The organism is Vibrio sp. YMD68 (assembly GCF_029958905.1).
Taxonomy (GTDB): domain Bacteria; phylum Pseudomonadota; class Gammaproteobacteria; order Enterobacterales; family Vibrionaceae; genus Vibrio.
Genome location: NZ_CP124613.1, coordinates 1,302,102 through 1,320,585 on the forward strand (window position 1 = coordinate 1,302,102; position 18,484 = coordinate 1,320,585).

Sequence of the window (18,484 nt, forward strand, 5' to 3'; positions counted from 1 at the left end):
AACGTAATGAGAAACCTACTTTAACGAATGCCTGCTCTAAACAGCAGCCCGCCAATAATGGAGGTAAATAATGTTTAAGATTGATTTCACTACCGGTGATCTAGATACACTGACACAAGCGGAATTGACAGCCGGTTTTGAGTCCCATAGCCAGACACAGATGGCACCACCTTACAGCAAAGAGCGTTTGAATTGGACGGCTCAGGATGAACACGGCAAGCTCATTGCTGCACTCACCGCCGATCTACTGTGGGAATGGCTCTATATCGACGAACTTTGGGTCGATGAAAGCTGTCGTGGAACCGGATTAGGTAAACAGCTCATGAAAAAGGCGGAAGAGTTTGCAAAGGCTCAAGCTCTATCCGGTTTATGGCTTTGGACACAAAGTTGGCAGGCACCTGTTTTTTATGAACGTTTGGGATTTAAAGAATTCACCCGTTTTGAGAATTTCCCAACGGGACACAGTCGAATTGGTCTCAGAAAATACGTGTCAAAAATAGAGGAATAAACCGACCGCGACCCGAATTAGAACGAACAGGCAAAAGAAATGGAAAAGATGGCCCCATCTCTTGTGACATTTTTCGTTTGGCTAACATCGATGCACCACGGTCTGACGTTAACCACGGTCTGACGTTAACCGCACTCTAACGTTAACCAAAGTCTAACGTTAACAATAATCGCCTTTCATCAGACAAAATAGTCGGTGAACGATGGACCAGCCCCCTACTTTCGTTTCCACTCCAGCGCTCTCCTTTTAGAAGTGCAACATCACCACAAGCGAGTTGCTGAATATTGGAATCTTGAAGATACAATCCAGACATAGAGTCAGATTGACCATGACTTCCCCGTCCTAACTTTGAACGGTCAATAACGTCATTGGGTAGCCACTGTGTTGCAATACCTTGGTAAGTCGTGACTAAGCGGCAAGGTACTTGATCTACGTGAAAACGCGGGCACATCGCGTCATCCAGCGCCGCTAAACGAAAACCTGCTTTTTTTAAGTCGAATAGGCAGCAAAACATATCGACAAGCTCCACCATATTCTCTAACAGCAGTTTAGGCGCAGTCCCATCTGTGGCATTTTCTAGTTCGGCGTACGCCGTTTTCGGAGAAAGTGTCATAGACTTTCTTACGTTCTGGTTAACAGATATAAATTGACTGACGGCATCCGTTAGCTCTTCACTAAAGCTTCTTCGCCAAATCGCGATATTAATGTTGTCTTCGTATATTCCTGTCAAAATTGTGGGTTGCTTTCCTACTTTGAAACTGTCTTGTTCACTGAACTCATTGCCAGTTTTAGAGCTTGGCGATTCCGTTAAAACAGCGCCCATTACGTAACCTCCTATATTGTTATTGGTTTGTCGTCTCTCATGCAGCCTTGAAATGTATGATGTGCCACGAATCGACAATTGAAATGTTATAACATAGCAATTAGTAAACAAAAACAACTTTGCTAGAAAATAAACCCGCTAAGACAGCGGCACATCTATTCATCCGATGACAAGATTTGTTCAGATGGCGCCAGTGGAGTACGAGTTGAGACAGCATTTAAACGAGTGTTGGCCAGGTTCATTTTTGGAACCGTGGCGAGAGATGTATTAGAGCTCGCTATTGAATCCGTTATCAAAACCACCTTCTTGTCAAAATACAGGTAAAGAACCAGTGACCTGTATCTGGCAAGCTTTGACAATGGTAAACTCGCTTTCCAAACAGGGTATTTGGAATTCGTTGAGTGAATGTGAAAAAGCAGTCTTCACTTTGCTAATAATGCCCGTGGCTAACAATACCTGCTGCTAACAATATCCGTTACTAGCAGTATCCGTTACTAGCAATGCCCTTTTACATTGCACCGCTAATCGAATAATTGTGCAACAAATATGGCGCAGCGCCTTTAAACAGAATACCATGCACCGGATTAACGGTTGATCATGATGTGATCGTGTCAGCCTCCATCCATGCTATGATTATGCTACAACAACGAGTCTCGCAGAGGCCCATATGAAGCGGTGTCGTCACTGCTCAAAGCAAGACATTGAACCAACAGAGGATAGTGTGGCATACCTTTAACGTTGCCACTGGTGTATACCCCATGAAAACAGAAAGACTTAACGCTGAACTTCCTGCCGATTTCCAACGCGCAGGAGAACTGTTAACCGCTGGCGAACTCGTCGCAGTACCGACAGAAACCGTCTACGGATTAGCAGCAGATGCGAGTAACCCAGAAGCGGTGGCGAAGATTTTTGAGGCTAAACAACGCCCGAAAAACCACCCACTGATTGCCCATATCGGCAGCTTTGACCAACTTTCCCGCTGGGTAAAAGATATTCCAGACTGGGTTACGCCTCTGGCAGACGCTTTTTGGCCGGGGCCACTGACGCTAATTTTCGAACGCCACCCTAACGTTTCTGATGTCATCTCTGGCGGGCTGACCAGCATTGGGGTCAGAATGCCTGATCACCCAGTACTGTTGTCACTATTACAACAATTCGATATTGCCGTTGCCGCGCCATCCGCCAATCCCTATCAAAAACTCAGCCCAACCAGTGCCGAACAGGTATTGAGTGGCCTGGATGGAAAAATTGCCGCGGTACTCGATGGTGGACGTTGTGGTGTCGGTACGGAATCGACCATTTTACGAATCAGTGATGATAAAGCCGAGATTTTACGTAGCGGTCCACTCTCAGCAGAGGATTTACAGCCCTACTTGCCATTTCCGGTTGTGACACCACAAAGCCACCAGGAAGCTGTGTCTGGAAATAAAAAGGTGCATTATCAGCCCAATGCGAAAGTGGTGATCTGCCCCACTCACGAACTCGAAGCTCAATTAAAAACAGAACAAGATCACACCGGTGTGCTGGTCTATTCGGCGTCTCTACACAATATTGATTGTGATCACCGTGTCGTCCTACCCGACGATCATCACGGCTATCGTCAGGCACTGTACGCCTCTCTGCATGCACTTGATGGTAAAGGAGTGAAAAAGCTTTTGGTTGAAGCTCCACCCCGCATTGAAGCATGGGCCGATATATGGGATAGATTAAGCCGCGCTGCCGCTGAATAACTCGTCATTGGCTGCACCCGCAGCCAATACTTTATTTTATGACTAACCGATCAGCCAACCGATCAGCTAACCAAGTAAAAGCACACTGCCCAAACCTAAGAAAGTCACAAAGCCGACGATGTCCGTCACTGTCGTTAAAATCACCGAGCCAGATAACGCAGGATCGATGTTGAGCTTGTCGAGTATCACGGGAATAAAAATCCCTGATATCGCCGCGCAAATAATATTAGCAACGATGGCAATACCAATCACAACACCCAGCATTGGGTTTTCAAACCAGTAACCGGCAACAAAGCCAATGACGACTGCCCATAACACACCGTTCAGCGCACCGACTTTCACTTCTTTCGTTAATAAAGGTTTAAGGTTAGCTTTAGATATTTGCCCAAGTGCTAACCCCCGAACAATCAACGTCAATGTTTGGCTACCCGCTATTCCCCCCATTGAAGCGACAACAGGCATTAACACTGCCAATGCAACCACCTGCTGCAACGTCGCTTCAAACAAGCCGATAAACCACGAGGCTAAAAACGCCGTCATCAGGTTAATGCCTAACCAAATAGCTCGATTTTGTGCGCTTTTGCGTACCGAGGCAAAAAGGTCTTCATCTTCACCAAGACCCGCTTGTGCCATCAATTGAGATTCCGCTTTCTCACTTTGGAGTTTGTAGGCGGTGCCCATGTCTAAACGGCCAATCAATAAGCCACTTTCAGTAATAACGGGTAAAGAGGATTCGCCACTGAGTGACACTTTATTGGACGCGGAATAAATGTCTTCCTTTGCATCGAGTGATGGAAAATCATCTTCTGACAGTTCTGAAATTCGCAGTGTCGGTTCAACGTCAAACAAACGATTGATGCGCACCGTTCCTGTCCAGTTGCCACGGCTATCGACCAGATAAATCACGTGACTATGTGGCGGAAGGTTGCGGCGCAGCAATCGCATGACCACTTTGATTTTGGTTTTTGCTGGCACCACTAAAGGCTGGTGATCACACCAGTGGCCTACTTCTTCATCGTCAAATTGTTGTGCGGCAGAATAGCGATTTTGCTGCTCTTCATTCATCAGCCCAAGTACGTTTTCGAGCAAATGATCAGGAATGCTGTCTTGCAATTCGAGCAAGGTATCAGCATCTATCCCGGTAAACAGAGCCAGCAATGTACCGTCGTCTTGATTATCTAGGATCGACGTGCTGGCATCTGCACGCATCTCAACCAGCACAGGCACTTTCATCGTATCTGAAAGTTGCTCCCATGTACCTAAACGCTCGGTAAGCGGGAGAGATTCGAGTAGCAGCGCAACATCGACAGCCGAGTTATCTTGCTCCCACTGCTCTATCACGGCTTGTTGCGAGCTGGCATCACCAGAATCAGTAAGCAACTCACTGACCACATCCTGAATGGTGTTATTTTCCATGTTTTTTCCTGAGGAGACAGAGACTTGTCAGAATATAGGGGATAATCTTAAAACATCAATGAAAAGATCAACGAAACAATAGATGAAGAGCCTATGGCTGAGCAGGAAGGGCGTACCACTCCAAAAACCATTAGGCACTTCATGATGAGTGTGTTTAAAGCTCTATCGTTTGGTCAATCCTTTCCCATTCAAGTAAGGAAGAATGTGTGGGCGTGATTCCCCAGAAAGCTTCCCTGTTATGTCTTGTGACCAGCTCGTTTGTTTCTGGTTACTTGAACGATTGGCGTAGTAACTTTGCATGGAATCGTCATAGTTTTTAATATCGTCCAAACTCAGCGGCTGATACTGGTTCTCGTGCAGAATGACATGAGCAGGTAAACGAGGCTTCAGCTCAGGTTGTTGATCCGGGTGCCCCAAACACATGCCAAAAAGTACCGCGCTATTTTGAGGAAGCCCGAGAAGTTCATCAACCTGTTGAACGTTATTGCGTAATCCGCCAATGTACACGCCACCTAACCCTAATGATTCGGCGGCCAATAAACAGTTTTGCGCCATGATTCCAGAATCAACAGCGCCAATAAGAGTCAGCTCTGTGAAGTCAGCTTGGACCTGTGGATTTATTTCAACGTGGCGTTGGTAGTCGATACAAAACACAAGAAACTCAGCAGCACTCTCTACATACGCTTGATTCCCCGCATATTGAGCCAGCAGTTTTCGCTTATCTTTGTCTGTCACTCTGATGATAGAAACAACCTGCAACATGCTGGACGATGAAGCGGCTAAACCCGCTTGAATGATCGCCTCCAACTGCTGTTTTTCTATTGGCTGCTGTGTATATTTACGAATGGATCGGTGACCTAAAATGGTTTCTATTGTGCTGTTCATGAGTCTCAGACAATCCTTGTTGTTATTATGATTCACGAATTACAGTAACGATATTTGCTGTTAGCGTAAACAAAAAAGCCATGATCAACGGTCTGATTTCTGTACAAGCCAATTTCCGTACATGAATGCAACCGAGTCGACTTTCTATGTTGTCGCTTTCTATGTTGTTGCTTTCTTGCTGCTTTCGTTCTTGCTATTTTCTTTTTAACCGCTTTAATTTTTAACCACGCTATTTATAACGGCTTTCTTTTTAACTGCTTTCACTGAGTGCGAATTGAATTTGTTCTGAAGAATACCCTTTTCGGCTTAGCATTGCGTACGCTTTGCTGCGCTCTTTATGAATATTCAGATCGTACGATTTCTTTTCCAACTGCTCTAAACACGCGCTATAAAAATCGATTTCTCCTGAGTCAACGAGCTTGTCGATCAAGGCGTCGAGATCCGTCACGTCTATTTTTCGCTGACGTAGTTCTTGACGAATCACCGTTAACCCTTTGCCTTTACGAACATATTTCAGCACTTCCTTCTCAAGATCGGCTTTTTCAGCTTTGATTTCTAGGTTTGAACGTAACTGAGCAAAACTGGGATGCTGCCGAAGGCTTTCGTTAATTTGAGCGTAACTGAAACCGCGTTTTTGTAGCGCGGCCACGAGCTTTTCTTTGCTCATGGTGAATTCTTGATAATAGTGATTCACTCGTTCGGTCAGTATCGTCTGTTCATCGATTTGTCGCTCTTGCTTTACTTTCTCGATGGCCTCCTGGATCAGCGCACCAGCTATGCCTTTCTTCTTCAATTTTTCCAGAATATAACCCGAGCCGTACTCACTGGAAAAAGCGCGCTCTGCAAACTGTTCAGCGAATTCATTATCTGGCTTCAGATAATCTAACCGGCGCAGCTTTTCTATTGTCTGAGTGATCCAATCTTCGTTATCGGTTTTGATTCGAAGCTTGTTGATCAACTCGCTTTCGGTCAGATCGCGCTGGCCCAAATGCCACATGGCTGAGTTCATGACACTTTCTATGCGTGTTGCCTTTTTGACTCGATTCTGATCAGTATGCAAATGACGGCCTCTAAAATTTCACGTTTGTCTGTTTGTTTATTTGTTTATTTGTTTAACGAGCGAACAAACAAAAATAACTCTCCACCGAAATGCGGTGGGTTAAGTCAACTGGAAGTGTGTCAGGGATACCAACCTTTGTAAATTGGTATTCGGTCGTCAATCTCCCAACCCTACCATGAAAAAAAGGACATCAATGTGATGTCCTTTGGTGTCAGATTTACTCTACATTAAAATCATTCTTTCATTCAGTTACAGCCGAATCGACAGGGCTTTTGCAACATTTCTAGACGTCATTTCAATATTAAATGCGGCCTCTTTTAGCGCCGTTGGTAGATCCGTAGCGCCAAGAACAACGCTGTAGACCGCATCAATACCATGCTCATAAACCACGTTGCAATCTGCTGCTGTCGACCCAGCGATCGCGATGACAGGAAGCTTAAACTGTTTTGCGACACGCGCGACGCCTATCGGGGTTTTCCCATGAATGGTTTGGCTATCGATACGGCCTTCACCCGTAATAACCAGGTTCGCGCTCTTTACCACCTTTTCAAGGTTTACCGCATCCATAACAATGCTGATCCCGGGCCGTAACGTGGCGTTAAACATCCCAATGAGTGCGGCACCTAAGCCTCCTGCGGCCCCAGCGCCTGCAACGTCTTTAATGTCTTTACCTGTGGTTTCAGCGATCACTTTTGCATAATGCGCAAGGTTAGCGTCTAAGGTATCAATCATCTCAGATGTTGCCCCTTTTTGAGGGCCAAACACATGGGAAGCCCCTTTTATGCCACACAATGGGTTGTCCACATCGCAAGCAACTTCGAGAGAAACGCTTTGTAAACGCGGATCGAGTTCGGTTAAATCAATGCTCACTAAGTTCTTGAGTGCGCCACCACCGTAGGCCAAGTCGTTGCCATGTTTGTCGATAAGCTTTGCACCGAGAGCTTGTGCCATGCCTGTACCACCATCGTTGGTCGCGCTGCCACCTAAACCGATAATGATGTGTTTTACCCCTTTGTCGAGCGCACCTTTAATCAGCTCGCCCGTACCATATGAAGTGGTTAATAATGGATTGCGTTTATTGCGTTCAACAAGGTCAAGCCCTGAAGCGGCTGCCATTTCAATGACAGCCGTCGAGCCATCACCAACCAAGCCAAAGAAACCCTCAACCCTATCACCCATTGGACCGGTGACTTGCTGTTCAACAATGATTCCTCCCGTCGCGTCAACAAGAGATTGAACGGTTCCTTCTCCGCCATCTGCCATCGGTAACTTAACGTATTCCGCATTGGGCATCACTTGTTTGAAGCCACGTTCAATCGCACAAGCCACTTCCATTGCTGTTAAGCTTTCTTTGTAAGAATCCGGAGCAATAACCACTTTCATAGAGATTTCCTAATTTTTATTGTTATAAAAGGACAAGGCTTAAGATATACACCAATGTCATTGCAGTAATGCCCTGTACTAACGTCGCCATCGTTTGTGCTCGGTATGCTAAGCCGACTGACATGCGGCTGAATTGAGACACGACCCAGAAGAAGCTGTCGTTAGCGTGTGACACGGTCATTGCACCAGCGCCTATCGCCATCACGGTCAATACACGGCCCATTTCCGAATCAAGCCCTAATTGCGCTAGCATCGGAGCAACCAAGGCAGATGTGGTCACTAGAGCAACGGTCGACGAACCTTGCGCCGATTTTAGCGCCGCAGCGACAATAAATGGCATGAAGATACCCACACCCAGTGCCGATAATGTCGTACCAAGGTAGTCACCGAGCGGCGTCGCTTTTAGTACCGCACCAAACGCACCACCTGCACCAGTGATCAATAGGATTGGCGCAGCAGACAGAATACCTTGATTAATGCGCTCGCCAAACTCTTCAATTTTGTTACTGGCTTTAAGCAAACGAGTCGCCAGTAGTAAACCAATAAATAACGCTGTTAACGGCTGACCTAAGAAATTCAAGACATCGTAGACGACCCCTTCACCGAGAGGCAGGCTTGGGAAACGGGCAATGGATCCAAAACAGATAAGCAAAATAGGCACAAAAATAGGGGCGAATGCTTGGGTTGCCGTTGGTAATTCACCGTAAGAGGCTTTTAGTGTTTTCCAATCTTGACTTGCTGCTTCAAATTCTTCAGCTTTTACATCTGGCTCTACGTCTTTAAAACGATTTGCCCATAACATACCCGCCAAAGATGCAGCCGCGGCGACAAAGATACCCACACCAATGACTAAACCTAGATTAGACTCTAATCCCAGATTACCCGCAGCCGCAATTGGGCCTGGCGTTGGAGGAATGAAAGTATGCGTAGCATAAAGACCCGCAGCCAACGCCACGCTCATAGCAACACTGGAGGTTTTTAACCGGTGAGCTAAAGACTCTTTCAATGAATTTAAAATCACGAAGCCCGAGTCACAAAAAACAGGAACGGAAACAATGTACCCAATGATCGTCATGGTCAGTGTTGGGTACCGCTCACCCAGTACTTTAATGACGGTGTCTGCCATGGTGATGGCAGCGCCGCTTTTTTCTAGTATCACACCAATGATGGTGCCGAGGACAATAACAAGACCAATATAGCCGAGTATTCCACCAAAGCCTGAGGCGATGGTTTTCGCAATGCTGTCAGCCGGTAATCCGTAGGCAAAAGCGGCAATAAATGCAGCTAGAATCAATGATAAAAATGGGTGTAGTTTGTATTTGGTTGTAGAGAGGACGATGAATGCTATCACCCCCAATAGTATGAGAACTAGGGTCATGGTAATTCCTTTTTTGTTATGTAATTTGTATCCAGTACTTGATGACTGCCGATACTGGGTTTGCCTGTAGGGGACGTCGTTATTATCAAACGAACTCAGTCAGTTTCCTTTGGGCAAGCGTACAAATTATTCACACTATCAATATTTTATTACTGTGCACTTGCACAATTAACAGCCGGGTATTACTGACTTTTCAAAGCGAGATAGAGCTCAATAGAATCATCTAACTTATTGATATTTAAACCTGTAATCTCTTCAACTCTGTCTAATCGGTATCTCAGTGTATTCCTATGAATATGTAATAAACGACAAGTTCGAGCTAAATCACAGTCTTGAGAAAAATAGCAATTGAGCGTTTTAATCAATACTCCCTTGCTGTCTTTTTCATTCAATCTATTGATTGGAGCCATCAATAATTCTTTTTTCCAAGCGTCCTGTTTTATGCTGCTTATAAAGACAGACAGCTTGTGATCATCAAAAAACAGGGTGCTTTGGGCCGTTGGTACACTGGAATCCAATGTGGCTTTCGCCGTTTCATAGGATCTCGCGAGGCCAAGTAAACCAGGGAAGTAACCGCCAACAAATATCTGGATGGTAAAATCACACTCTTTTTTGGCCCGTCTAGCCAGCTTTTTGACCCGTTCTTTTTCCGCGTCTATACACCACTGATCCTCTTTAGTCGTAATGGGTTTAAGGACTACCACCTCATTTTGGGATACGGAAACAATACCGACGATATTGTCTCTGGCTGGGTACTCCAATAAATCAACGAGCTTTTGCAACTGCTCTTGTGTCACCGATTGATTCGGCTTTGGAACCACTTTCACCAGCGCCGCCACTCTCGGTTGGGTAAGGTCCAAATCCAAACGCTCTGCAATCGACATCAGTTGATTGTCACTTAAACTCGATCCTTCAATCAGTTGGCTTAGCAACTCCTCACGGTGTCGATTGTTCCATTGCATCTGCGCCATCATTGCGGCTTGTTCAATGATTAACTCAGCCGTCATTTGAACCAGTTCACCAAAACTTCTCACATCATCAGGGACACCAGAAACCCCCACCACGCCGATGACTTGATCCTGATACAGGATGGGGCAGTTAATCCCTTCTTTGACACCATTTAATGTACTCGCCACGGTTTTGTTGATTTCTACGGTCCGATTGTCATGAATCGCTAACAGCGCTCCTTCATGAGTACGATGTAATCGAGCCGGATCGCTTGAACCGATGATTTGCCCATTTTCATCCATGACGTTGACAGGGTATTGAATGATCTTACTGGCTCTTTCTACAATCTGACGTGCGATCAGTGAATTTAACTGCATGGTGGAAGCTCTTAAGGTTAACTGACATTCAGTATATCCAAACTGCGCTTATGTTTTTGTACTGAATAGAAAATATTCCAACCCACTCTTATTTCTTTCCGCATTTCACCTCATTTTCATCAACATGCATAAGGCAAGTGACGAGGCCCTAAAATATTGCTAACGTAATGCAGCCATGCCTTTTTACCTTCGTATTTTCTAGAGGAACTGTATGTTCGAGCAAGTGATTAATATCTTATTTCCCGTCTTTGCTCTTGCGTTCGTTGGCTTTGCTGTTGGTCGATGGTTAAAACCAGATTTCAAACCGATCAATCAAATCAATATGAGTGTTTGTATCCCCGCATTAGTATTTGCCTCGCTGGCGACCATGCCTCTTGATACAGAACAGCTTCCCCTCATTTACGCCTCTTTGGTTGCGATCCTGGTACCGGGCCTGCTCATGATTCCGATCTGTAAATACCTGGGTCTAAATTTCAAAGCATGGGCGCCGCCTCATATGTTTCGTAATAGTGGTAATCTGGCCATCCCACTTTTTACTTATACCTTTGGTGATGCGGCTTTAGCTCCTGCGGTTTTACTGTTTGTTATGTCGGCCTGTGTCCACATTAGTATTGGCTTAGCGTTGCTTAGCGAGGGAAATCCTTTTAAGCAAATCTTCTCCATGCCCGTATTTTTAGCGGCCGCACTTGCGATGTTTCTCAACCTATCAGGGATCGTTGTTTGGAACCCGCTCATCGAAGCCACTTCACTTCTGGGGCAGGCCGCGGTTCCCATTATGTTGCTATCTCTTGGTTCTCAAATGGTTAATCTGCGCTTTAGTGGGCTTAAAATCGGATTACTCAGTACACTTCAATCTTTAGCGACTGGGGCGGTCGCATTTGCAATTATTTACTGGTTGATCCCACTGCCAACGCTTCACCTACAAATGATGGTGCTATTCACTATGCTTCCACCTGCTGTGATGAACTATCTCTTTGCGGAACGGTTTGAAGTTGAACCTGATAAGGTTGCGTCGATGGTTTTGTTTGGTAACTTTCTCAGTGTGGCCACGTTACCCTTGCTGCTGATTTTTGCACTCTCCTTGTAAATTTTCACCGAGGCTGACGGAACTTCAGTTATAGGGGGCTAGAAAGAAAGGGAAGGAAATTACAAATAATGAAGAAGATAAATGAGCAAACAGCCGCTGTTGGTCCATTGAACGAAGCACACGTAACGACGGCTTGATTACGTGCAGGAAAAGTAAACATTAGAGGGTTAAGGGAAGCGATTAACTGCGAATATACGTCAGTAACTGCTGACTCAACCGGCCAAGAGATCCCGCCACTGGATGGGTATACGAAAAAGTCCGGATACCATAAATACCCATGACTAAAAACTGCGACAATTCCTCACAATCTTTATCTTCGGATATTTCTTTATCTTGCTGAGCTTGGCGGAGTTTTTCAGTAAAGGCTTGCTGCCAATCATTGAGCATTTTACTGATGATGTTTTCAACTTCTTCATCTTGATCGGCCAATTCATTCAAGGCCTTCTGCAGCAAGCAGTGCTTAATTTGAGCTCTTTCACACTCTTCTACTACGCTATCAAGGTACGCTTCCAATCCTTCCATGACGGTAGTTTTGCTGTCGAACACAGCCATAAATTCATTGTTTCTTTCTAGACGATATTGATTAAGCGCAGCAACCAGTAGCCCTCGTTTATTTTCAAACGCGCAATAGATTGAGCCCGGGTGCAACCCTGTGGCTTTTTTCAAATCTTGCATACTGGTTTTACTGTAACCCTTACTGATAAAGGCATCCATTGCTGACCGTAGTACTTTTTCTCGATCAAACTCTGCACTGCGCATATTCATTCTCACCTTTGCTGACTGTCGCTCATACTACCCTATTTTGAACAATCATTCAAAATAGTACTTGAATGATCATTCAACTTAGTCTAATTTGAATGGGCATTCAAGAAATAGACACTCAGACCATAAGGATCAGCATGGAAAACTTATTTGAACCGCTAAGCCTCAACGATACGATTACACTGAAAAACCGTATTTTAATGGCGCCACTCACTCGCTGTATGGCCGATGAGAACTTAGTCCCTACCCAACAAATGGTGGATTACTATGCTCGCCGTGCTGACACTGGGCTGATCATTTCTGAAGCTGTCATTATTCGACCAGATGGACAAGGGTATCCAAATACACCAGGCCTATTTAGTGAAGACCAAATTAGCGGTTGGAAAAAAGTCACCGATGCCGTTCATAGCAATGGTGGAAAGATTTTTGCTCAACTTTGGCATACAGGGCGTGTCGCGCACCCACATTTTTTCGATGGCGACTTTGTACTAGCCCCCTCTGCCATCGCGGTTGAAGGATCGGTACCCCGAATGCGTGAACTCACATACACCGTACCAAAACCGGCATCGAGAGATGAAATAGAACAACTGGTCAACGACTACAGCCAAGCCGCAGAAAACGCGATTGAAGCAGGCTTTGATGGCGTAGAAATTCACGGTGCCAATGGGTATTTGATTGATCAGTTCCTGCATTACAGCAGTAATGTTCGTGATGATGAATTTGGTGGGAACCCTATCAACATGGTTCGTTTCCCTCTCGCGGTTATTGATGCCATTAGTGCTAAAATCGGTGAAGATCGCACGGCTCTGCGTGTCTCTCCTGGGGCATATTTCAATATTGATAGCGATGATCGCGATAGAGATGTCTTCGATCACTTACTGACTGAGCTGGAAAAACGCAATCTTGCTTATCTTCATGTTGGCATCTTCGATGACTCCATGACATTTGATTATTTGGGCGGAAGCGCTTCCAGTTATCTGCGTGCAAACTACTCGAAAACATTAGTGGGCGTTGGAAGTTATACCGCCGAAACGGGCAGTGAAGCGATTAAAGCGAATAAGTTTGATTTACTTGCTATTGGTCGCCCTCTTATAGCCAACCCTGATTACGTTGCCAAAGTAAAATCTGGCAAGGAAATTGTCACCTATTCAGACGATATGCTGATGACGCTCGTTTAAGCTAAATTTCAATCCATCCCTGTCTAACTTTTGATCCATTTTTTCTTGAGCATTACTTTGCCGTCAATACTATTGACGGCATTTTTTATTTACCTCAAAGACCGTGCACGCAATGTTCGTTATTCAAGGTTTAGTCACTCAAGGTTGAGCAGCTCAGTATTCAGAGAATCAAGGTTAGCTTGTTCAAGCGCCTTACATTGACAACACAAAAGGCCTATTCACGCCACACTCTTGCACAAACTCTTCATCGTGACTGACTATGACAAACGCGCCTTGATAACGATTAAGAGCTCGGGACAATAGCCTTTTAGAATCGAGGTCCAGATGGTTATCCGGCTCATCAAGAAGTAACAGCGGATGCTTGGTTTGATGGCTTACCACGAGCATCGAGAGCTTCATTTTCTCACCACCACTGAGTTTATTTGCTAAACGATGAACATCATCTCGACGAAATCCAATACCCGCCAGTAATGTTCTTGCTTCACTGTGTTGCACTCCGTCACAAAGTAGACACACATTATCAAGCAGAGAGAGTCGCTCGTTCAACAGCCCAAAGTGTTGGTCTAAGTACATCATTGGCGTGTTGATGGACCACGTCCCTTCCGCATATTTTTCATGGCCTAACAGCACTTTTAATAAAGTCGACTTTCCGCTTCCATTCCCTCCTTGAAGATGCAATTTGATGCCACGACTTATCTGTAAATCAATAGGTTCACAAGAGCCAAAAGGAAGTAAACCATTGACAATCGACACCAAATTTTTCGACCGGTTAACCCCATCTGAAAGATAAACTTTTTGCTCTTTTAACTGCTCTTGCCTCGCTTGCAATAAGCTCGCCTTGTCTTGTAACAGCTCTCGCCGTCCACCCTCATTTTTCATTCGATTCGACACGTTGGCGGTCGCTCGACTGCGAAGCTGGTTAAGTACGATTTTTGGCATTCCTCCTTTTACACGAGTTTGGTTTCCTTTTGCTGCTCTTTGGTCAGATTTTTCTTTATTTTTTTGAGCCTGTACCTCTAAGTGCTTTTGTTGTTTTGTCACGCTCGTAAGCTGGCGATCTATGGCCATGGATTCTTGGTGCTTTTGTTCTACATAGAAGTCAAAATTTCCACCATACTGAGTCAAGCCTAAAGTCGATAAAGCCCAAATTCTGTCCATATGTCGAAGCAATTGCCTATCGTGGCTGATCAACAAAATACCTCCTGAATACCGGCTCATTTGCTCGACTAACCACCGTCTACCTTCCCTATCGAGATGATTCGATGGCTCATCTAAAACAAGCAACCCAACGTGTTCATTAAAAAGCTGCCATAAACGAAGACGAGCCAACTGCCCTCCGCTTAACAAATGGCACGGGAAGTGAACATCCTTAGGCAAACCCAGCTTGATAAGCTGCTGTTCTAGATCGAGTTTGGCCGTCCAACGCCCTTCAACCAGAGCAAAGAGATCGGAACCACATTCTCCGAGTTCAATGCTTTCCAACGCCCGAATGATGTCATCGAGCTTCAGGTATTGAGCAATCGTTGTGTCACTTTGAAGCAAAGTGGAGGGCAGTTGATTGTAACTGGCGACGGTAGTGTGCAGATCTACGTTCCCAGAAGAAGGAGCTCGATCTTTTATCAGCAGTGAAGCCAGAATGGATTTCCCGACTCCGTTGCGTCCAACTAAACCCACCCGGCGATGAGTAAACGTGCAAGAAATATTATCGAATAAGGTCTGGCCATTATCGAATCGGTAGCTGAGTTTATTCGCTTGAAATAATGGTTGTAATGTTAGGTGTGGCATAAATAGCCTCCTGTTAGACAGGGGCGTAAAGCGTAGCGGGGTCAAAATCTCAAGAAAACCCTGGATAGAGACCAAAATAGACAGCAGCAATATGACGGCCACATTTTTTAATGGCAAACATAAATGGCATGCGTTCTATTATTCGTGTGGTGTGCAGGAAATCGCGCTCGATACGAGCGATAAAGCTACGCCTACTAACCCTGTGGATCCAAAAAAGTGATGTAAATGGATGACAGGCATTAGTTCTTCATATTGGCGTAGACTCCTTGAGATGCGTTGAGCAAATTGTAACCGCATCGTGATGGAAATTGCAACTCTTAACTAGAACGACGACCAAACTTAGCACTACAACATGTTAGCTATCTGTTCCCCTAACCGCCTGATCGCACACTTCACTGAATCAGTCATGTCCAGCGAAGCATTGAGTCGAAAGCCATGGGTAAACTGCTGATCCGGGGCAAACATTTCTCCTGGTGCAATACTGATATTGTCTTGGAGCAAAACTCTATATAAGTCGGTCGTATTCACATGCTCGGGAAGGGTGACCCAGATAAAGTAGCCACCGGTTGAATAATAAGCATCACAGCCGTTAGGAAGACTTTGTTGCAAAAGCTGCCAGGTTTGAAATTTTCTTTGTTCCAATGTTCTTCGCAACTGACGCAAGTGGATTTCGTAGTGTCGAGTTGATAGGTAATTAGCCAGCGCAAGTTGTACTGGAGCACTGGTTGACAAGGTACTCATCAATTGAATCTTTTGAATCGGTAAGGCACGGTTCCCTGCGGCCACCCAACCAATCCGAAAGCCCGCCACCAGCGATTTAGAAAATGACGAACAATGCAACGTCATTCCTTGAGTATCAAACGCTTTTGCAGGTAATGGTTTCGACGCGCCATAATAAAGTTCGCCATACACATCGTCTTCAATTAGATAAACCTTATGCTCGGTCAACAATGCCACGAGGCGCTTTTTCTTCTCGTCAGATAAGGTAAAACCAAGCGGATTTTGGAAATTCGTCATTAGCCAACAGGCTTTCACATCGTGCGTTTGAAGGGCTTTTTCCAATGAATCTAGGTCAATCCCTTCCGTGGGATGTGTATTGATGGACAATGCCCGTAAGTTCAATCGTTCCAACGCTTGCAGTGCGCCATAGAACGCAGGGGATTCGATCACCACCCAGTCGCCCGCTTTAGTGACCGATTGCAGACTCAAGTTGAGTGCTTCTAGTGCGCCGGCGGTAATCACGATTTCCTCAGGGCTAATGTTCATCCCTTGAGCGGCATATCGCTTTGCAATGATATTCCTTAGCGTTTCATTCCCCGGAGGGAGATTATCCAGTGCGTGTGAAGTCGGCATATGACGAGCAGCCTGAACTAAGGATCTATTCACTTTATCTTGCGGGTAAAGCATGGGATCTGGATAAGCGAACCCAAAATTAACCACCGCCTTTTTCGTTCGACTGGCTTGTAGAATATCAAACACGAAGTCATTGATATGCACAGATTCTGTTATATGTAAGCGCCTAGCAGGCTGTGACGTGGTAACGCTATGAACAGGGGGGGCAACAACATAGCCAGAACGAGAATGGGAGACTACCCACCCTTGAGTCTCTAACAGTCGATACGCATTCACTACGGTCATCAAGCTTAACCCTGATAACTCCGTTTGTTTTCGTAGTGATGGCAACTTGCTACCAATAGACCAAACATTACTTCTAATTTGACTTTTAATTTGTTCCGCTAGCTCGACATACTTGGCCACTGACATTACCCAGGTAGGTTAAAACGCATGCACTATACCATTATAAATCACAACTGTTATACACAATAAGTTAAAAACTGTATCTATTATAGCAAGGGCGCCGAAAGTACAATGAGTTCAGATTAGCCATTAATTATTATTTAAAGATCATTGTGTTAGTAAATTCATCTGGAGCCATAACTGTGAACTATGCCAAAAAAGAGCTGTACCTAGTGACCATTGCTATTGCCTTAGCGCTATTGAATGTTGGAGCACACTTACTCGGGTCCAAAATGTTTTTCGAGCTTCCTTTAGCTGAAATAACCCTCGCTTTAACGCCCATTTCGATGATAGCTCTGGCCATTGTGGGAATAAAAATCGCGCAAAAGGAATAATACTTCAGTGGCAACAGTGACGTTAATCGTCAGATTCCCAATACGGTGTTTCTCCAAAGTAGTCGCTAAGAAAATCGATAAATACTCTACTTTTTTGAGGCAGATAACGTGCTTCAGGAAAGACAACATACGCATTGAAAGGAGCCGGGGTATAACTCGTAAGTATCTGTTTCAATGCCCCACTCTTTAACTCTTTCCAGATGATAAACTGGGGTAAATAAGTAATCCCATGCCCAGAAACTGCCATGCTTTTTAAAAACTCACCATTATTGGCATTGTGCGCAATATTCAACGACACCGTGACTTTTTCTCTTTTTGAACCCGCTTTCTTTTCGCCTAAAAGAGCAAGCCCTGACGGCGCCATTTGGCTGTATCGAAGAAACTGATGCTCACTCAGATCATCGGGTGTTTGAGGCGTCCCAAATTCGTCCAGATAAGCAGGGCTGGCACACAGTAAATGACGAATGGGTGTAATCGCTTTGGCTCGCAGTGTCGAGTCGGTAAGCTCTCCAATTCTCACCGCCAAATCAAATCCATCGCCAATAAGATCCACTTTTCGATCTGAAAAATCGATGTCTAGCTTAAGATCCTTATGCTGTTTAGAAAATTCATCCAATGCAGGAACCAAATGTTCAACTCCAAATGAGAGAGGCACCGCCAGTTTTAGCGTTCCCACAAGATCTTTCCGGTCAGACGATATTTGGCCATTGAGTTCATCGATTTCCTCTGCGATCAACTTACTCTTCTGGAAATAAATGAGCCCTGCTTCCGTTAGGCTCGATTTTCGAGTGGTGCGATTGATCAGTCGCGTTCCCAGTTGCTGTTCTAATTCACTCAATCTTTTGCTGATGGCCGATTTAGCCAAACCGAGCTGTTCCGATGCTTTGGTGATACTGCCCGTTTCTACCACCTTAATGAATATTCTGATGCTCTCTAGTTGCCCCATCTCAATCCCTTTTATCTGTTCTTAATTATTCTCAAATTGAGAACAATAATTTCTCATTGTGTATGTTTATTGTTTTTTCATCAACA

16 protein-coding genes are annotated in these 18,484 nt (G+C 45.0%); 5 read left to right on the forward strand and 11 right to left on the reverse strand.

Annotated features, from left to right (window positions below; translation table 11 throughout):
* The first annotated feature begins 70 nt into the window (after window positions 1-70).
* Window positions 71-508: a GNAT family N-acetyltransferase gene (locus QF117_RS05800; RefSeq protein ID WP_282385304.1), complete on the forward strand. Its 438-nt coding sequence runs from the start codon at window positions 71-73 to the stop codon at window positions 506-508.
* A 142-nt stretch (window positions 509-650) separates the two neighbouring features.
* On the opposite strand, the gene QF117_RS05805 is transcribed toward QF117_RS05800, so the two are convergent.
* Window positions 651-1,331: a DUF1826 domain-containing protein gene (locus QF117_RS05805; RefSeq protein WP_282385305.1), complete on the reverse strand. Its 681-nt coding sequence runs from the start codon at window positions 1,329-1,331 to the stop codon at window positions 651-653.
* Between the two features lie 758 nt (window positions 1,332-2,089).
* Here QF117_RS05805 and QF117_RS05810 point away from each other — a divergent pair.
* Complete coding sequence (locus tag QF117_RS05810; RefSeq protein ID WP_282385306.1) at window positions 2,090-3,061, forward strand: L-threonylcarbamoyladenylate synthase; 972 nt, start codon at window positions 2,090-2,092, stop codon at window positions 3,059-3,061.
* Between the two features lie 66 nt (window positions 3,062-3,127).
* Here the strand turns inward: QF117_RS05810 and QF117_RS05815 are convergent, their stop codons facing one another.
* The 6 genes from QF117_RS05815 to QF117_RS05840 all read right to left on the reverse strand — a co-directional run bounded on the left by QF117_RS05815 (window position 3,128) and on the right by QF117_RS05840 (window position 10,508).
* Window positions 3,128-4,477 (reverse strand): magnesium transporter, encoded by a 1,350-nt coding sequence (locus QF117_RS05815; RefSeq protein WP_282385308.1) that lies wholly within the window; start codon window positions 4,475-4,477, stop codon window positions 3,128-3,130.
* A 162-nt stretch (window positions 4,478-4,639) separates the two neighbouring features.
* Window positions 4,640-5,362: an oxygen-insensitive NADPH nitroreductase gene (gene nfsA / locus QF117_RS05820; protein ID WP_282385310.1), complete on the reverse strand. Its 723-nt coding sequence runs from the start codon at window positions 5,360-5,362 to the stop codon at window positions 4,640-4,642.
* A gap of 250 nt (window positions 5,363-5,612) precedes the next feature.
* Complete coding sequence (locus tag QF117_RS05825) at window positions 5,613-6,371, reverse strand: RecX family transcriptional regulator (protein ID WP_282385312.1); 759 nt, start codon at window positions 6,369-6,371, stop codon at window positions 5,613-5,615.
* A 300-nt stretch (window positions 6,372-6,671) separates the two neighbouring features.
* On the reverse strand, window positions 6,672-7,805 hold the full coding sequence (locus tag QF117_RS05830) for a glycerate kinase (protein ID WP_282385314.1): 1,134 nt from the start codon (window positions 7,803-7,805) through the stop codon (window positions 6,672-6,674).
* A gap of 22 nt (window positions 7,806-7,827) precedes the next feature.
* Entirely contained in the window at window positions 7,828-9,183 is a 1,356-nt protein-coding gene (locus tag QF117_RS05835; protein ID WP_282385316.1) for a GntP family permease, read from the reverse strand.
* Window positions 9,184-9,365: 182 nt separating this feature from the next.
* A complete protein-coding gene (locus QF117_RS05840; RefSeq protein WP_282385318.1) occupies window positions 9,366-10,508 on the reverse strand; it encodes a sugar diacid recognition domain-containing protein in 1,143 nt (380 codons plus the stop codon).
* Window positions 10,509-10,719: 211 nt separating this feature from the next.
* Here QF117_RS05840 and QF117_RS05845 point away from each other — a divergent pair, with 211 nt between their 5' ends.
* A complete protein-coding gene (locus tag QF117_RS05845; protein ID WP_282385320.1) occupies window positions 10,720-11,595 on the forward strand; it encodes an AEC family transporter in 876 nt (291 codons plus the stop codon).
* Between the two features lie 180 nt (window positions 11,596-11,775).
* Here the strand turns inward: QF117_RS05845 and QF117_RS05850 are convergent, their stop codons facing one another.
* Window positions 11,776-12,354: a TetR/AcrR family transcriptional regulator gene (locus tag QF117_RS05850; protein WP_282386168.1), complete on the reverse strand. Its 579-nt coding sequence runs from the start codon at window positions 12,352-12,354 to the stop codon at window positions 11,776-11,778.
* Between the two features lie 140 nt (window positions 12,355-12,494).
* Between QF117_RS05850 and QF117_RS05855 the strand changes: the two genes are divergently transcribed.
* A complete protein-coding gene (locus QF117_RS05855; RefSeq protein WP_282385322.1) occupies window positions 12,495-13,535 on the forward strand; it encodes an alkene reductase in 1,041 nt (346 codons plus the stop codon).
* Window positions 13,536-13,727: 192 nt separating this feature from the next.
* Here QF117_RS05855 and QF117_RS05860 read toward each other — a convergent pair whose 3' ends face one another.
* Window positions 13,728-15,320, reverse strand: a complete 1,593-nt coding sequence (locus QF117_RS05860) for an ATP-binding cassette domain-containing protein (RefSeq protein ID WP_282385324.1) — start codon at window positions 15,318-15,320, stop codon at window positions 13,728-13,730.
* Between the two features lie 345 nt (window positions 15,321-15,665).
* Window positions 15,666-17,078 carry a PLP-dependent aminotransferase family protein gene (locus tag QF117_RS05865; RefSeq protein ID WP_282385325.1) on the reverse strand — a complete coding sequence of 471 codons (1,413 nt, stop codon included), beginning with the start codon at window positions 17,076-17,078 and terminating at the stop codon, window positions 15,666-15,668.
* Between the two features lie 182 nt (window positions 17,079-17,260).
* Here QF117_RS05865 and QF117_RS05870 point away from each other — a divergent pair, with 182 nt between their 5' ends.
* The gene (locus tag QF117_RS05870; RefSeq protein WP_282385327.1) at window positions 17,261-17,452 is read left to right on the forward strand and encodes a hypothetical protein; all 192 of its coding nucleotides are present in this window, start codon (window positions 17,261-17,263) and stop codon (window positions 17,450-17,452) included.
* Between the two features lie 22 nt (window positions 17,453-17,474).
* Here the strand turns inward: QF117_RS05870 and QF117_RS05875 are convergent, their stop codons facing one another.
* A complete protein-coding gene (locus QF117_RS05875) occupies window positions 17,475-18,398 on the reverse strand; it encodes a LysR family transcriptional regulator (protein WP_282385328.1) in 924 nt (307 codons plus the stop codon).
* Window positions 18,399-18,484 lie beyond the last annotated feature (86 nt).

What these genes read in the sequence shown, in the direction of transcription:
- QF117_RS05850 (WP_282386168.1), bottom strand. Translation starts at nt 12,354, where the DNA reads ATGCGCAGTGCAGAGTTTGATCGAGAAAAAGTACTACGGTCAGCAATG.
- nfsA (WP_282385310.1), bottom strand. Translation starts at nt 5,362, where the DNA reads ATGAACAGCACAATAGAAACCATTTTAGGTCACCGATCCATTCGTAAA.
- QF117_RS05855 (WP_282385322.1), top strand. Translation starts at nt 12,495, where the DNA reads ATGGAAAACTTATTTGAACCGCTAAGCCTCAACGATACGATTACACTG.
- QF117_RS05810 (WP_282385306.1), top strand. Translation starts at nt 2,090, where the DNA reads ATGAAAACAGAAAGACTTAACGCTGAACTTCCTGCCGATTTCCAACGC.
- QF117_RS05805 (WP_282385305.1), bottom strand. Translation starts at nt 1,331, where the DNA reads ATGGGCGCTGTTTTAACGGAATCGCCAAGCTCTAAAACTGGCAATGAG.
- QF117_RS05815 (WP_282385308.1), bottom strand. Translation starts at nt 4,477, where the DNA reads ATGGAAAATAACACCATTCAGGATGTGGTCAGTGAGTTGCTTACTGAT.
- QF117_RS05875 (WP_282385328.1), bottom strand. Translation starts at nt 18,398, where the DNA reads ATGGGGCAACTAGAGAGCATCAGAATATTCATTAAGGTGGTAGAAACG.
- QF117_RS05860 (WP_282385324.1), bottom strand. Translation starts at nt 15,320, where the DNA reads ATGCCACACCTAACATTACAACCATTATTTCAAGCGAATAAACTCAGC.
- QF117_RS05830 (WP_282385314.1), bottom strand. Translation starts at nt 7,805, where the DNA reads ATGAAAGTGGTTATTGCTCCGGATTCTTACAAAGAAAGCTTAACAGCA.
- QF117_RS05825 (WP_282385312.1), bottom strand. Translation starts at nt 6,371, where the DNA reads ATGAACTCAGCCATGTGGCATTTGGGCCAGCGCGATCTGACCGAAAGC.
- QF117_RS05835 (WP_282385316.1), bottom strand. Translation starts at nt 9,183, where the DNA reads ATGACCCTAGTTCTCATACTATTGGGGGTGATAGCATTCATCGTCCTC.
- QF117_RS05845 (WP_282385320.1), top strand. Translation starts at nt 10,720, where the DNA reads ATGTTCGAGCAAGTGATTAATATCTTATTTCCCGTCTTTGCTCTTGCG.
- QF117_RS05800 (WP_282385304.1), top strand. Translation starts at nt 71, where the DNA reads ATGTTTAAGATTGATTTCACTACCGGTGATCTAGATACACTGACACAA.
- QF117_RS05840 (WP_282385318.1), bottom strand. Translation starts at nt 10,508, where the DNA reads ATGCAGTTAAATTCACTGATCGCACGTCAGATTGTAGAAAGAGCCAGT.